10 protein-coding genes are annotated in these 16,269 nt (G+C 33.3%); 5 read left to right on the plus strand and 5 right to left on the minus strand.

Annotation, left to right across the window (positions count from 1 at the left end; genetic code table 11):
• Positions 1-217: 217 nt before the first annotated feature.
• The gene (locus tag LL966_RS02225; protein ID WP_229349769.1) at positions 218-706 is read left to right on the plus strand and encodes a hypothetical protein; all 489 of its coding nucleotides are present in this window, start codon (positions 218-220) and stop codon (positions 704-706) included.
• Between the two features lie 111 nt (positions 707-817).
• Here LL966_RS02225 and LL966_RS02230 read toward each other — a convergent pair whose 3' ends face one another.
• The 3 genes from LL966_RS02230 to LL966_RS02240 all read right to left on the minus strand — a co-directional run bounded on the left by LL966_RS02230 (position 818) and on the right by LL966_RS02240 (position 5,756).
• Positions 818-2,596, minus strand: coding sequence for an AMP-dependent synthetase/ligase (locus LL966_RS02230; RefSeq protein WP_229349771.1), 1,779 nt, complete (start codon positions 2,594-2,596; stop codon positions 818-820).
• A 152-nt stretch (positions 2,597-2,748) separates the two neighbouring features.
• Positions 2,749-3,201: a hypothetical protein gene (locus LL966_RS02235; RefSeq protein ID WP_229349773.1), complete on the minus strand. Its 453-nt coding sequence runs from the start codon at positions 3,199-3,201 to the stop codon at positions 2,749-2,751.
• Between the two features lie 143 nt (positions 3,202-3,344).
• On the minus strand, positions 3,345-5,756 hold the full coding sequence (locus LL966_RS02240; RefSeq protein ID WP_229349775.1) for a TonB-dependent receptor domain-containing protein: 2,412 nt from the start codon (positions 5,754-5,756) through the stop codon (positions 3,345-3,347).
• A 247-nt stretch (positions 5,757-6,003) separates the two neighbouring features.
• Here LL966_RS02240 and LL966_RS02245 point away from each other — a divergent pair, with 247 nt between their 5' ends.
• Complete coding sequence (locus LL966_RS02245) at positions 6,004-6,285, plus strand: hypothetical protein (RefSeq protein WP_229349777.1); 282 nt, start codon at positions 6,004-6,006, stop codon at positions 6,283-6,285.
• A 231-nt stretch (positions 6,286-6,516) separates the two neighbouring features.
• Here the strand turns inward: LL966_RS02245 and purL are convergent, their stop codons facing one another.
• Together purL and LL966_RS02255 are read right to left on the minus strand one after the other, a co-directional pair.
• Positions 6,517-10,182 (minus strand): phosphoribosylformylglycinamidine synthase, encoded by a 3,666-nt coding sequence (gene purL, locus LL966_RS02250; protein WP_229349779.1) that lies wholly within the window; start codon positions 10,180-10,182, stop codon positions 6,517-6,519.
• A 619-nt stretch (positions 10,183-10,801) separates the two neighbouring features.
• A complete protein-coding gene (locus LL966_RS02255; RefSeq protein ID WP_229349781.1) occupies positions 10,802-12,310 on the minus strand; it encodes a hypothetical protein in 1,509 nt (502 codons plus the stop codon).
• A 322-nt stretch (positions 12,311-12,632) separates the two neighbouring features.
• On the opposite strand from LL966_RS02255, the gene LL966_RS02260 reads away from it, so the two are divergent.
• From LL966_RS02260 to LL966_RS02270, 3 genes are read left to right on the plus strand one after another with little or no spacing between them, the layout of a single operon-like run.
• Positions 12,633-13,061, plus strand: coding sequence for a PaaI family thioesterase (locus LL966_RS02260; protein WP_229349783.1), 429 nt, complete (start codon positions 12,633-12,635; stop codon positions 13,059-13,061).
• Between the two features lie 32 nt (positions 13,062-13,093).
• On the plus strand, positions 13,094-15,154 hold the full coding sequence (locus tag LL966_RS02265; protein WP_229349785.1) for a M48 family metalloprotease: 2,061 nt from the start codon (positions 13,094-13,096) through the stop codon (positions 15,152-15,154).
• Positions 15,147-16,223: a chorismate-binding protein gene (locus LL966_RS02270; protein ID WP_229349787.1), complete on the plus strand. Its 1,077-nt coding sequence runs from the start codon at positions 15,147-15,149 to the stop codon at positions 16,221-16,223. Before LL966_RS02265 ends, LL966_RS02270 begins: the two co-directional genes overlap by 8 nt.
• Positions 16,224-16,269: the final 46 nt, after the last annotated feature.

Below are 16,269 nucleotides of genomic sequence, written 5' to 3' on the forward strand. Positions count from 1 at the left end.
GTGGAATTTAGTGAGCCGCCATTTGCCTCGAGCAGAGAGATGGATTTGGAGCTTACTAACCTATGGAATGGAAAGGTGAATTTTAGGAAAATTATATATATCATTTAGAGATATTTCTCTGGTAAAGCAATGGTGCTTTTGAATTGATGTGATATTGGATTTCTTAGAAAAGCCTTCGATTTCCTGAGATTCCCAAGAATTGCAAAATCAAAATACCATGCAAAACAATACATTAGAAATATACAAAAGAGCAATTAGAAAAAAATACGAGACCGAAAAAGAAGGGAAATACTTTGATTATTTGTACAAACCTTCTCGTGGAAAACTTCGTGATTTGTGCTGGTTGATTTTCGAAAATAACCCAACAAAAGAGGATCTGTATGTTTTCAGTAACCTTTTGGGTTTAGAGTTCGATCATTCGAAAAAGAATAAATTTAAGGAGAAGAAAGATAAGTTTAGACCTATCGAGACGTTCTTTAAAGGGGAAACAGATCCAACAAACATTGACGCTATCAATATGGCAGCAATTTTGGTTGACTTTCATCCAAGACCTTTCAAAAAGTTTTACGAGATCTCTAAAACGGAAGAAATAAAACCAGTTAAGCAGATTGAGAAAACTAAAGCTGTTTTTGAGAAAAAGAAAAAGGCTGAAAAAAAGTCTAAGAAAAGAAGTTTCTTTCGAGATTTTAAAAACTTTTTCTTCTAGAAAACAAAACATTAAAATAGTGAGAATGACATTTGTCATTGAGTGATATACTCGTAAATTAAAAACGGCTGTCAATTGACAGCCGTTTTCGTTTGGTTATATTATTTTGATTTAATTCTGACCATAAATTTTAGCGTAAAGATCTTTGTAAATCTCTTTAATAATTTTACGCTTTAATTTCAATGTAGGCGTAAGTTGTCCGCCATCGATTGACCAAACATCTGGAGTAAGTTCAAAACGTTTGATTTGTTCCCAATGTCCAAATTTCTTGTTGATTCCTTCTATTTCTTCATCAATACGTTTGATAACGTCTTTATTTTCGCTGATTTCTTTATCTGTACTTCCTAAAGTAATTTTATGGATTTTTGCCCATTCTTTCACAAATTCAAAGTTCGGCTGAACAAAAGCTGCTGGCATTTTTTCGCCTTCACCAATAACCATAATCTGCTCAATAAAACGAGATTGTTTCATGGCATTTTCAATCATTTGCGGAGCGATATATTTACCACCAGAAGTTTTGAACATTTCTTTTTTACGATCGGTAATTTTTAAGAAACCTTCGCTGTCAATTTCACCAATATCACCAGTGTGGAAATAACCATCCTGTAAAGCTTCTGCTGTTTTTTCAGGATCGTTAAAGTAGCCTAACATTACGTTTGGACCTTTACAAAGAATTTCTCCGTCTTCGGCAATTTTTACTTCAAGATTACGAATTGGTTTTCCAACTGTTCCAATCTTAAAGCCTTTGTTTCTTTGATCATTTACGGCAATTACCGGAGAAGTTTCCGTTAAACCGTAACCTTCCATAACCGGAATTTCTGCCGCAGCAAAAACTCTAGTCAAACGTGGTTGCAAGGCTGCACTTCCAGAAACCATTAAATCTAAATTTCCTCCCAAACCTTCTTTCCATTTACTGAAAATCAATTTGCGGGCAATTTTTAATTGAAATTCATACCAAGCGCCATTTGCCCCGTATGGCTCGTATTTTAAACCTAAATCGATAGCCCAGAAAAACAGTTTTTTCTTGATTCCTGTTAATTCTGCTCCTTTAGCATAAATTTTATCGTATACTTTTTCTAGAAGTCTTGGTACAGCTGTAATTACAGTTGGACGAACTTCTTTTAAGTTATCGCTGATTTTGTCAATAGATTCTCCAAAATAAACCGAAACACCATAATATTGATAGATGTACAAAATCATTCTTTCAAAAATATGGCAAATAGGCAAGAAGCTCAAAGCGGTGCTTTTTCCTGGATCAAACGGAATTCTTGGCGCACTGTCTAAAACATTCGAAACAATATTTTTGTGCGAAAGCATAACGCCTTTTGGTTTTCCTGTTGTTCCAGAAGTATAAATAATAGTAGCCAAATCATCAGTTTGAATACTGTCTTTTCTCGCTTCCACTTCATTTTGGTTGCTTTCGTCTTCACCTGATAACAAAAGATCAGACCAGTGTTTACAGCCTGGAATTTCATTAAAAGAATAGACCTCTTTTAAAGTCGGTACATTCGCTTTAATCGCTTGTACTTTTTGATATACTTCATCATCAGAAACAAAACAGTAAATACTGCCGCTGTGATTTAAAATATATTCATAATCTTCCTCTGAGATAGTTGGATAAATGGGAACATTCTGCGCACCAGTCTGCAAAATTCCAATATCCATAATATTCCATTCAGTTCTATTGTTTGAAGTTATTAAGGCAATTTTATCATCTTTCTGAACGCCCATGCGTAATAATGCTCTCGAAACAGCATTTGCTTTTGCAATATATTCTTGGCTAGATGTCTTTTCCCAGGCTCCATTTTTTTTGGTTGCAAGAGCGACTGGAAGGTTGTAAGTTTCTTGTTGATAGTAGGGAAAATCAAAAAGGCGTGTGATTGGAACCATGTTTAATATATTGAATTTTACTGCAAATTAAATAAAATTTGGGTATGATTTTTAATTTTATAAAATTAAATAGTAAATTTTATGGGTACTATTAAAATTCAACGAAAACGTTTTCTTTTTGATAGCAAATTTTGTATAAAATAGAGAAAAATTTATTTACTGTAAGGTTTCTTCATGTCATTATAATCTTCGTAATCTTTCATACGCTCGCCCATGATGAACATTTTCTTTTTATTGAAGTGAATAGAAAACTGCGTGTAATTCCAGTCTTCTTTATTTTTATCTCTGTACCAAAAAGTATAAGTCGCGCTATTAAATCCTTCTTTAAAAGTAGGAACGCCTTCTTCGGTACATTCGATTCCCCAAACGATATTTTCTTTTGTTAAATCTTCAAACTGAAAAATACCGCTTCCATCTGGATTCAATTGTACAATAGGTTCTTTTTTGCCTTCAGACATAAAAGTTCCCGTTACAGGATATCCGATTGTAGTAGTAATATAATGATCGTGAACTTTGTAAGTAATCTGATCGACTTTGATTTGAGAATAGGATTGGAATACAGTTAAAAATAAACTGCTGAAAAAAAGTAGTTTTAAAAATTTCATTCTATGTAGGTTTAATGTTTTTGGGGCTGAAAAATCTAATGACCGATTTTTGGTTCGGCGAATATAAATTAAATTTTCAAGAGAATCGAACCTTAAAAATACAAGAATGAAATTTTTAGTTTTTACTGATTTTTGGTAAGTTTTTACTCCGTAGAAAACTGATTTTCTAGTAATTTTTCTTTAAAATCTGATTTAAAAGTGTACGCAAAAGTTACCATCAGGGCACGAGTATCAGATTTAGAAATTCTATTGTTTCTAAATAATAATGTATTGTTTTTGTAACCGCTTTCTAAAGTATTAAACATATCGGTTACGACTAAGCCAAGTCTCGCATTTCCATTTCCTAACTTTTGCTGAAATCCCATATCAAAATTATAAATCGGAATTCTTTTTCCTTGCGGAGTTGCCAAAGCAGAATTGTAATTTCCAATGATTTGAAGTTTTCCGCCTTTCCACGGAATGAAATTATTAATAATTTTTCCGTACCAGCTAAAAGCGCTGTTGACAACATTTTCGGTTTCTGCTAAATTATCCGCATTAATATTTTGTTGAAAAGCAGTCAAACTAATATTGGCATCATAAAATGAAAAAGGTTTAAAGCTAAAAATAGTTTCTAATCCGTAAGTGACCATGCTTCCTATGTTTTGAGGTTGCAATAAAACGGCACCATTTTCCTGAAGAATAGAATATTGTCTGATCGTATTATTAGCGTTTCTGTAGAAAGCATTTCCAGAAAAAGAATATTTATTCCATTCTTTATTGTAGCTCAACTCTGCAATATGAATAATTTCTGGTTTTAAATACGGATTTCCACCATGCGGATTTAAAGCGTCAGTAATATCAACAAACGGATTCAAATCATCTAAATCGGGACGATTAATTCGTTTGCTGTAACCTAATTTTATAGATTCATCAGATTGTAGATTAAGTTGTACAGATGCCGAAGGAAAAAGCTTTAAATAACTGTTTGAAAAATGATCACTTCCATTTTCTGTCTTTCCGCTGTTTGAAACCTGCTCCGCTCGAAGACCTATATTATATTTCCATTTTTGGTTTTCTTTATAACCAGAATAAGAATTCCAGAGTCCGTAAACGGCATTTATCTGTTCGTTAAAATCAAAAAAAGTGCTCGTAAGAGGATTAATTACGTATTCATTATTAATAAAATCGGCACTTTGAAAATCAGAATTAAAGAATCTAAATGTTCCTTTGTAACCCGCTTCAATCATTGCTTTTTCTGAAATTGGAAAAGCATAATTTAAAATCGCATTCGAGATGTTTTCTTTAGAATAGTTGTGAGTTCGCTGTAAAAATGCATCGCCAATTACAGTTTCATTTTCATCATATTGATTCGTGTCAATATCAGTATTTTCTCGTCCAAAATTGAATGAAGTGGTAATGCTGGCATTGAAGCTTTTTCGTTCGTCAGAAAATTTTCTATCATAGTTGAAGGCCATTTCTGCCGCTTTAGCTTTCTGTATTTCCATGGAATGACGCTGATTTCCAGAAAAAAACTGAGAAGAATTATTTAAAACGTCTGTTTTTAAAGTTTCATCATTGTCTTTATTTTCCAGGTTTCCAAGCGCTTCAAACGAAAATGTATTTCGTTCATTTGGAGAAAAATCAGCATTGAATTTTAAATTCTGCAGACCTTCTGTTCTTTGGTCTTGTCTTTTCTGATTAATAAAATGCTCATCATCGATAAAATAATTCGTTCTTTCTCCTTTTATGCTTTTAGTTCTTCCTGCAAAACGATTATCGTAGGCAAGACCCAAATTCCATTTGTCTGTTTTTTTATTCAACAAAACAGAACTATTCATCCTTCCTTTAGCTCCAAAACCGCCACCTAGAACCGCAGCACCATTCAATCCATTTAGATTGTTTTTCTTCAATTTAATATTGATAATACCGCTTTCTGCATTGGCATCGTATTTGGCAGTTGGACTGGTAATAATTTCGATGCTTTCAATACTGCTCGCCGGAATTTGATTCATATCGGTAATGGCAGAATTTTTTCCATTAATTAAAATCAAAGGCGTTTTTCCTCTAAGAGAAATAGCATCATCGGCATCGACAGCAACAGTTGGTATATTTTTTAGCATATCAATAGCTGTTCCGCCTGATTGCGAAATATTCGATACGGCATTAAAAACAAAACCTTCAGCAGTTTTTTGAATTTGTTTTTTTTGAGAATTTACAACTACCGTATTTAAGAGATTAGCATCTTCTTGTAGAATAATATTTCCAAGTGAAATTGGTTTTCCAGTATATTTTACTTTTTGAGTAACTGTTTTAAAACCAATTAATCTAAATTTTAATACATAATCAGATGGAGTAATGTTCTCTAGAGTAAATTTTCCTGCAGCATCAGTAACAGTATAGGCAGTAGTTTTGGTGGTATCGTTTAAAGGTTTTAAAACAACATCTGCAAATTCAATTGGAGCTTTTCCATCTGAAACGGTTCCAGTTATAGAATTTACTTTCTGACTAAAAGAAGATTGGCTTATGCCAAATAAGAGAATTATTGCGATTAAATTTTGTTTCCATATTTCCATATGACAAAGTTATTTATCACATGAAATGCAAGCGAATAAAGCGCCTTAAGATATTATTAAATTAGGCTTAGCATTAATTAATGGTTTTCTTTAAATAAAATTATGAGTTTAAAAAAAGGGGATTTTTCCCCTTTTAAAAACGGGAAATTTCATAACATAATTCAAAAGACTAAATCTTACTTTTATCCCAGTCATAATGCGGAAGCCGAAAAGCAAAAGAGTAGGCTTTACATAAAATTAAATTATTATGGAAACTGCTTTTTTCTTAGCGATGGGTTGGTGCGGTACAAAGTATCCTGGATGGTGGCGCGAATTATTAAAGAAACATCCAATTCCAGAACCAGAACCTTGGTGGATTATTTTCACAATTGGTTTAGGTTTAATTGCCGGATTAGCTGGCGGAACATTTTTTAGTATTATAGTTCGCGAAAGTCAATATTTCTCTGGACAAACGGCAATCGCTTCTGGACTATTTGCTTTCGGAACCGCTAATATTGTAACTGGAATTGCATCAGCTTTTAAAGATTAAAATAAATAATGTTCTGACGATGTGGGGATAGCGTTGGGATATTTTTTTTGCCACGAATTACACGAATTTTCACGAATTGTTTTTTATGCCACAGATTAAAGGATTAAAAAGATTTTTAATTAATTCGCTTTTATCAATAATGGAAAATTAATTCGTGGAAATTCGTGTAATTCGTGGCTATAAAAAAAAAGCGCCCGAATTTATCGGGCGCTTTTAATAAAAATATATTTTTTAGTTTTTCTCAATCCATTTTCTGGCGTTAACAAAAGCTTCGTGCCAAGGCGAAACCTCGTCATTTCTGTCTTTTGGATAATGAGCCCAGTTCCATTGGAAAGTCGAACGCTCAATATGAGGCATCATAACCAAATGTCTTCCAGTTTTATCACACATCATTGCTGTGTTGTAATCAGAACCGTTCGGGTTTGCAGGATAACCTTCGTAAGCATATTTAGAAACAATGTTGTATTGATCTTCTGCGTAAGGCAATTTAAATTTACCTTCTCCGTGAGAAACCCAAACTCCTAAAGTGCTTCCAGCCAAAGTCGATAACATAACTGAGTTATTTTCTTGAACTTTTACAGAAGTAAAGATACTTTCGTGTTTCTGGCTTTCGTTATGGTGCATTTTTCCATGAACTTCATGCTCTGGATTAATCACTTCCAATTCCATAAACAACTGGCATCCGTTACAGATTCCAACAGATAAAGTATCTTCTCTTTTAAAGAATTCGTCTAAAGCTGTTTTTGCTTTTTCGTTGTATAAGAAAGCTCCCGCCCAACCTTTAGCAGAACCTAAAACATCTGAGTTAGAGAATCCTCCAACTGCACCAATAAACTGAATGTCTTCAAGAGTTTCACGACCCGAAATTAAATCGGTCATGTGAACGTCTTTTACGTCAAATCCTGCCCAGTACATTGCATTTGCCATTTCACGCTCAGAATTACTTCCTTTTTCACGGATAATAGCAGCTTTTGGTCTTGGTTTAGAATTGTCGATTTCTGGTTTTTTTCCTGTAAAGTGTGCAGGGAAAGTATAATTTAAAACCTGATTTTTATAGTTTTCAAAACGTGCCTGAGCTCTTCCGTTTTTAGATTGTTTTTGATCTAATAAATAAGAAGTTTCGAACCAAATATCTCTGTACTTCGCAATATCCAAATTGTATCCCGAAGCTTCGGGACCAAATTCCAAACTTGCTTTGCTTTGAACTGTTCCTAATTTGAAGAATTCGATATTGTTGGCGCTTAATTTAGCTTCAACAGCTGCATCAGATTTTGCCTGGAAAACGATTCCTATATTTTCAGCGAAAAGGATTTTCAATAAGTCTTTTTCAGCAAATGCTGAGAAATCAATTTTAGCTCCAAGATTTACATCAGCAAAACACAATTCTAATAAAGTAGTAATTAAACCACCGCTACCGATATCGTGACCCGCTAAAATTTGGCTTTCGCCGATTAATTCCTGGATTGTGTTAAAAGCATTTTTAAAGAAAGAAGCGTCTTTAATAGTAGAAGTTTCGTTTCCGATTGTATTTCTGATTTGTGCAAAAGACGAACCTCCAAGTTTGAAATCATCCTGAGACAAATTGATATAATAAATAGAATCTCCGTTTTTCTGTAAAACCGGTTCAACCACTTTTCTAATATCTGTACAGTTTCCTCCAGCCGAAATAATAACCGTTCCTGGCGCAATTACTTCGTCGTTTGGATATTTTTGTTTCATCGAAAGTGAATCTTTTCCAGTTGGAATATTGATTCCTAATTCGATTGCAAAATCTGAACAACCTTCAACAGCAGCGTACAAACGAGCGTCTTCACCTTCGTTTTTACAAGCCCACATCCAGTTTGCAGATAATGAAATTCCTTTTAAACCATCTTTAATTGGTGCCCAAACAATGTTTGATAACGATTCTGCAATAGCATTTCTACTTCCTGCAACCGGATCAATCAAAGCGGCGATAGGAGCGTGTCCAATAGAAGTTGCGATTCCTTCTTTTCCTAAATAATCCAGAGCCATAACCCCAACATTATTCAAAGGCAATTGCAATGGTCCTGCATTTTGTTGTTTAGCAACTTTTCCACCAACACAACGGTCCACTTTATTAGTCAACCAGTCTTTTGAGGCAACAGCTTCTAAACGTAAAACGTCTTTTAAGTATGATTCGAAATCTCCAGCGTCGTAAGCAACATCAGCATATTTTCTATCAATAGTTTTATCTGTCATAACCGTTTTAGGAGAACTTCCGAAGAAATCTTCTAAAGCATAATCCATCGGTTTTGAACCATTTGATTTTGATTCGAATGTAAAACGGTGATCTCCCGTTACATCTCCAACCTGATACATTGGCGAACGCTCTCTGTCAGCGATTCTTTGTAACGTATCAATGTCTTTTTGACCAATAACCAATCCCATTCTTTCCTGAGATTCATTACCGATAATTTCTTTTGCAGAAAGTGTAGGATCTCCAACCGGTAATTTATCTAAATCGATTAAACCTCCAGTTTCTTCCACCAATTCAGAAAGACAGTTTAAGTGTCCACCAGCTCCGTGATCGTGAATAGAAACAATTGGGTTATTATCGCTTTCTACTAAACCACGAATGGCATTTGCAGCACGTTTTTGCATTTCAGGATTAGAACGCTGAATCGCATTTAATTCGATTCCTGAACCAAAAGCTCCAGTATCTGCAGAAGAAACCGCAGCACCACCCATTCCGATTCTATAATTTTCTCCACCTAAGATTACGATTTTATCGCCTTCTTGTGGTTTCTTTTTAATTGATTGATCCAGTTTTCCGTATCCAATTCCTCCCGCTTGCATGATTACTTTATCGTAACCAATTTTACGGTCGTTTTCTGAATGTTCGAAAGTTAAAACAGAACCTGTAATAAGCGGCTGACCAAATTTATTTCCAAAATCAGAAGCTCCGTTTGAAGCTTTGATCAAAATATCCATTGGCGTTTGGTACAACCATTTTCTTTCCTCGACAGCATTTTCCCATTTTCTATCTTCTTTCAAACGAGAGTAAGAAGTCATGTAAACCGCAGTTCCTGCTAATGGCAATGAACCTTGACCACCAGCTAAACGGTCACGAATTTCTCCTCCAGAACCTGTTGCAGCTCCGTTGAAAGGCTCAACTGTTGTTGGGAAATTGTGTGTCTCTGCTTTTAATGAGATTACAGAATCAAATTCTTTTATTTCGTAAAAATCAGGTTTGTCTGCCGATTTTGGTGCAAATTGCTGCACTTTTGGCCCTTTTACAAAAGCAACGTTGTCTTTGTAAGCAGAAACTATATCGTTAGGATTTTCCTGAGATGTTTTCTTGATTAATTTAAAAAGAGAAGTTTCTTTTTCTTCACCGTCAATAACAAAAGTTCCGTTGAAAATTTTGTGACGGCAGTGTTCTGAATTCGCTTGTGAGAAAGCGAAAATCTCAGAATCAGTTAATTTTCTTCCTAATTTAGTTGAAAGATTGTTTAGATATTCAACTTCTTCTTCGCTTAAAGCTAAACCTTCCACTTTGTTGTAAGTTGCAATATCATCAATTTCCAGAATTGGTTCTGGCTGAATGTTGATAGTGAAGATTTCTTGATCTAATTCGTTGAATTTTTGAGAAAGCATTGGGTCAAAATCAGAAAAATCTTCCGTTGCAGGATGAAATTCTTCAATTCTGATAATGCCCGAAATTCCCATGTTTTGAGTAATTTCTACAGCATTTGTACTCCAAGGTGTAATCATGGTAGCGCGAGGGCCAACAAAGAAACCTGTCAATGCAGATTTTTCAATCTTATTCGCGTCGGCAAAAAGCCAGTTTAATTTTGAAATGTCTTGAGCTGAAATTTCGTTTTGCGTTTGTACGGCAAAAACAGTTTTGCTTTGGTTTTCAAAGAAATGGATCATTTGTGTAGTTTGTTGTATTGAGGTGCAAATTTAGTCAATTCAAACCAAAAAAAAAAGAGAGAATCTGTGCCTTTTTAATAATTTATTTTTCCCTTTTTTTACACTGAAAATGCAATTTTTTTGCTCATTTTCTCGTCTAAAATTTAACATTTTTCTGTCTTCAATTTTTCTCTGTAAACGTTTGTTTCTTTTCGATTTTATGTCAAAAAAAGAGTTCGTCAAAAGCAAGCGAATCTTAAAATTGAATTACAAATTTTTCTAAAGTAAATACGAGGAATTTGCAGAATGGATAAAATTTAATCTCGCAAAGACTCGAAGGCGCAAAGTTTTTTTTATCAGAAAAAGAAAAATGTAGTCATTGTGTGTCATTTCGACGAAGGAGAAAATCTCCACAAGTAGCTAGACAAAGATTGGATTCTCTTTACGGAGTTACTCGCGAAGATTTGCTTCGCCTGTTCGCTATCGCTCGAGTCTCCTTCGTCGAAATGACAAACTGTATAGAAATGCTTTGCGCTTTGTGGAAAAATTTAGCAACTTTGCTCCCGATAATTATCGGGATTGCGAGCAAACTTCACAAAGAACTTATTTTTCTTAAATTACTTATATGGTTAAAAAATAATTACTTCGGAAAATCTTGACTCTGATAAGCGCCCAAATCTGGCGGAGAAGTTCTTGTAATTCCTAAAATATCCAGCGGAATTATAAATGCCTGATTCCCTTTCGCGAAAGCGGCAGAAGTTTTATCGATATTAAACTTGTTTTGAGAAACATTATAAAACTTCGGATTTTCATTTAGAATAATGTTGTTGTAATGTGTTGGATCTGTTTTAAATTGATAATCAGGATTTGAAGTGCTTCCGAATTTCAGCAAACAATTATTTAACTGATAAACAAAAGCGGAGGTCGTGTTTTTACTTAAATTGAATTCATTAAAATTAGAACCATAAATAATACAATTGTTGAAAGTAGCTTGAGTTAGCGGATTTGTTTCTGGTGTTGCGCCAGTCAATCTATTACTCAGATTTACTGCAAAATGGGAAGGATTTGGCCAATTGTTGTTAAAAGTACAATGTGTAAAGTTGTAATCGCCGCCATATACACAAGATAAACTGGCTAAACCAGCGTAATTGATTACAATATTTTCGCCAATGATTTTACTGTTTTGAGCTAGAATTCCGTACTCCACGCAATTATAAATTTGGGTGTTTTTTATAGTTACGCTATTAGTTGGATTTCTAAAATCTAAACCAGTCATTGCATTTTTTAAAGTTAAATGATTGATAATGTGATTTGCACTTCCTTTTTCGAAAATAACAGATTTCCATTGTCCAGGAATATCCGAGTAAAGTGGTTCTAAACGATCACCTTCAAAAATAACTTCATTTTCGAGTTTTTCTGTTGTCGAAGCTGTTCCGTTAATTTGAAGCGAAGCATTTTTAGCAACATACAATCCAGAATTAGCATGAAAATGCAAGCATGCACCAGCTTCAAAAGTTATGGTTTTATTTTCGGGAACTCCCGCGTATCCGTAAATTACGTACGGTTTTTGTTTGGTAAAAAGAAGTTCATTTCCGTTTACTGGATCATTTTCGTTTAGATAAAATCCGTCAACATCTTTACCGTCAATTTTTATTTTTTCTTTTGTTCCGTCTGGATTCTGATTCGGATATAAGAAAACCGCATCCTGAATTAAAGTAACCAATGCTACTTCTTGAAGATTAGCGCCGCTGTCAAACTGGATTTCATCAGTATATAAAAAATCAGTCGAATTTGCGTCTGTAATATCTGCTGTAGTTTCAATAAAAATATACAAACTGTCTTTTGCTAAAAGCGTTACATCTTTAAAGACCTTTCCATTTGTTCCGCTCATTCCGTCAACAGTCATTCTGTATTTAGAACTTAAACCTTTTTTGAATTGCACAATTGGAATCGAAATATCGTTTTTACTTCGATTATACACTTTTAGTTGATAAGTGCTTGATCCAATATTTTTAAAAATAGTATCCAAATAAACGGTGTCTTTTGAAAACTTTAAATTTCCAGAACTGGCAACAGTATCAAAGTCAGTTCGACAGGAACTTGCTGCTAAAAATATTCCGAAAATAAGAAGTATAAAGTATTGACGCATTATTGTTTTTCTTTTTTTGCCACAGATTAAAAGGATTAGAAAGATTTTTTCGCCACGAATTTCGCGAATTTTCACAAATTAAAATGGAAATGAAATTCGAGGAGATTCGTAAAATTAGTGGCTATATATTTAAATTTGTGTTAATCTGTGTAATCTGTGGCAAAAAAATTCAAGCCAAAGATTGATTTTGATTGTTTTTGTAAAAATAACAAAAAACCTACATGTTTGAAGTTGATTTTTAAATTTTAGTCCCGAAATTTCGGGAGGATTTTCGATTTGTGTCTTATCTTTCTTTAATTTTACGATTTTAAAGTTTATTTTAATGAATTATACAAAAGAACAGATTTTAGCGCAATGCAATGAGTTTTCTAAAAACACATTGATGGAAACGCTGAAAATAGAATATATCGACGCCGGAGAAGATTTTTTAACTGCAAGAATGCCTGTTAATCCTAGTGTTCATCAGCCAATGGGGTTGCTTCACGGCGGAGCTTCCGTAGCTTTGGCAGAAAGTGTGGGCAGTGCGGCTTCTTTCTTTTTCATCAATCCGAAAGAGCAGGAGGTAAGAGGAATCGAAATTTCGGCAAATCACCTAAAAAGTATTCGTGAAGGTTATGTTTTTGGAACAGCCAGAATTATTCACAAAGGAAGAACGGTTCATTTGTGGGAAATTAAAATTACCGATGAAGCTGGAAATTTGATTTCGCTTTGCAAACTGACCAATATGGTTTTAGACAGAAAGAAAATTTAAAATTCCTAAATAATCTAACCTCTTAAAGTTTAATGGATCAAAATTACAAAGCCATAGTTTCTACTACTTTCAAAAAGATGACTACAAAAGCGATTCTTTCTGTTTTGTTCTTTTTATTAGTTTACATTCTTTTAATTCTTTGCGGAATTGGAATTACAGCTCTGGCGGTTTTAGGCGGAATATGGATTATCGCAGCTAAACCAATGTTTATAACTATCATGATTGGAGCTGGATTGTTGTGCATGGGATTACTTGTTTTAGTTTTTCTTTTTAAATTCATATTCGTAAAGCATAAAGTTGACCGCTCGCATTTGATTGAAATTACTCGCGAAGAAGAACCAAAATTGTTTGCTTTTATTGATGAAATTGTAGGCAAAGTTCAAACAGATTTTCCTAAAAAAGTGTATTTGTCTTCAGATGTAAATGCCTGTGTTTTTTATGATTCGACTTTTTGGAGTATGTTCTTGCCCATCAAGAAAAATCTTCAGATTGGAGTTGGACTTGTAAATTCGGTTTCAGAGATAGAACTTAAAGCTATTTTGGCACATGAATTTGGTCATTTTTCTCAAAAAAGCATGAAAGTAGGCAGTTATGTTTACAGTGTAAATCAGGTTATTCATAACATGCTTTATGATAATGATTCGTATAATTCTATAGCTCAAAGCTGGGGAAGTGTTAACGGATATTTTGCTTTTTTTACTATGCTTGCCGTAAAAATTGTAATTGGTATTCAGTGGGTTTTACAACAGGTTTATAATGTTGTAAATATCAGCTATCGTGCGTTGTCAAGACAAATGGAATTTCATGCAGATGCTGTCGCAGCAAGTGTTACAGGATCTAGACCTTTAATTACATCTTTATTGCGATTGGATTTGGCCGATCATTCTTTTAATACTGTTTTAGATTATTATGGCAAAAAAATACCAGATTCTATTGCAACAGAAAATCTATATCCGCAGCAGTCATTTGTAATGAATTTTATTGCAACAAATAGTAATTTGCAAGTCGAAAATGATTTACCTCAATTAACTTCCGATTTTCTAAACCGATTTAATAAATCGAAATTGGTTATTGAAAATAAATGGGAAACTCATCCAAGTACTGAAGATCGTATTAAAGAGTTAGAAAGATTAAATCTTGATGTAACAAATGATAGTAAATCATTAGCAATTGAGCTGTTTCAAGACGGACTTGCATTACAGAATAAATTTACCAATAAACTGTTTTCGTCGGTTACGTATTCTGATGCAGTTGTATTTCATAAAAATGAAGAATTTTTTAGCGAATATAAAAACGATTTTTTCGCAAACTCATTTAATGAAATTTATAACAAGTATTACGACAATAAAAATCTTGAAGTTTTTGACGTAGATTCTTTAACGACAGTGTCTTCAAATAAAAATCTTGAAGAATTATTTAGCAATTCGGCTGTAGATTTGGTTTACAGTTCTATTTCATTAGAAAATGACCTCAATACCTTAAAAGAAATTGCGGCTGGAAATTTTAAAATAAAATCATTTTCCTACGATGGATATAAAATGTCTTCTAAAAATGCGCAGGAATTAATAACCCAACTAGAACTGGATTTGAAAAGAATTAAAGAAGAAGTTCTTGAAAATGATAAACAAATCTATTTCTACTTTTTATCTCTGGCAAAGAATCAAAATAAAGAAGAGGAACTAAAAAAACAGTATAGAGATATTTTTCTGCTTGATAAAAATTACGATGAAAAAATCGAGTATTATATCAAAATGATGAACGCTTCTGAATTTATATACAGAACTTGTACGGTTGATGTTATAGAAAAGAATATGCGTGAGCTGAAAAATGAAGAAGAAAAGTTTAAAAATGAGATAGAAAAAATCTTAGAAGATGATATTTATAAAAAAGTAATAACAGTCGAAATGAGAGCTGACTTTAATAAATATTTATCGGAAGATTGGAAATATTTTAATGGAAATCAATATCTGGAAGAAGTTCTAAAATTACTTTCTGAATCTTTGAACAATTATCAGATTGTTATATCAAGAACATTCTTTCAAACTAAAAAAGAGCTTTTAGAATACAAAGCTCAACTTTTAAAATATGAATAATTTTTTCTCAAAAATAGAACAACATTACAAACAGAATTTGCCTTTTGTGATTTATTCTAAACCCAATACCGCAAATCTTATTGGGATTTTACAACAAAATAATGCCTTACATAAAGTTTCGAATTATAGCGAAAAAGGATTTGTTTTTGCTTCTTTTGATGAAAAACAATTAATCCTAATTCCAGAAAACGAATCTGAAATTATTACTGCTGAAAAAGAAAATACATCTTTTAAATCAATTGAAATTGACGATTTGAGTTTTGATCCTGAGGCTAAATTTCAGTATGAGTATTTAGTGGCACAAGGAATTAACGCTATTAAAAACGAAGAGTTCAAAAAAGTGGTTTTGTCAAGAAGTGAAGAAGTTTCTTTGACTGAATTTGAGTTTATAGAAACGTTTCAGCATTTGGTTCAATTGTATCCTGCTACTTTTTGTTATTGCTTTTTTCATCCAAAAATTGGACTTTGGATGGGAGCAACGCCGGAGAAACTTTTAAAAGCAAACGGAAATGTTTTTGAAACTATGGCATTAGCAGGAACTCAAAAAGATAATTTGCAGACTGAAATTGTCTGGCAGCAAAAGGAAAAAGACGAACAGCAATTTGTAACTGATTTTATCGTAAAGAGACTTAGAGAATTTACAGCTTCTGTTGTCGTTTCTGAACCTTATAGTTTAAAAGCAGGATCGATCTGGCATATTAAAACCGATATTTCTGGAGTTCTAAAAGACAATTCGACTTTAGAAGAAGTGATCGATACTTTGCACCCAACTCCTGCAGTTTGCGGTTTGCCAAAGAAAAAAGCAAAAGCGTTTATTATTGAAAACGAAAATTACGATCGTACTTTTTACAGTGGCTTTTTGGGAGAATTGAACAGCAGTTTGGCAGGAAATAATGCAAGTTCTGATTTATTTGTAAATTTACGATGTATGCAGATTCAGGAAAATAAAGCCATCTTATACATGGGATGCGGAATTACAAAAGAAAGTATTCCTGAAAAAGAATGGGAAGAAAGCGTCAACAAATCGATGACGATGAAGAGAGTTTTGAGAATAGAAAAAAGAGAATAGAGTAAAGAAAATAGACAAAAGATCAATTTTGATTTTCAGAATTGTA

Origin of the sequence: Flavobacterium chungbukense (assembly GCF_020805785.1) — a bacterium.
GTDB classification, from domain to species: Bacteria; Bacteroidota; Bacteroidia; order Flavobacteriales; family Flavobacteriaceae; genus Flavobacterium; species Flavobacterium chungbukense.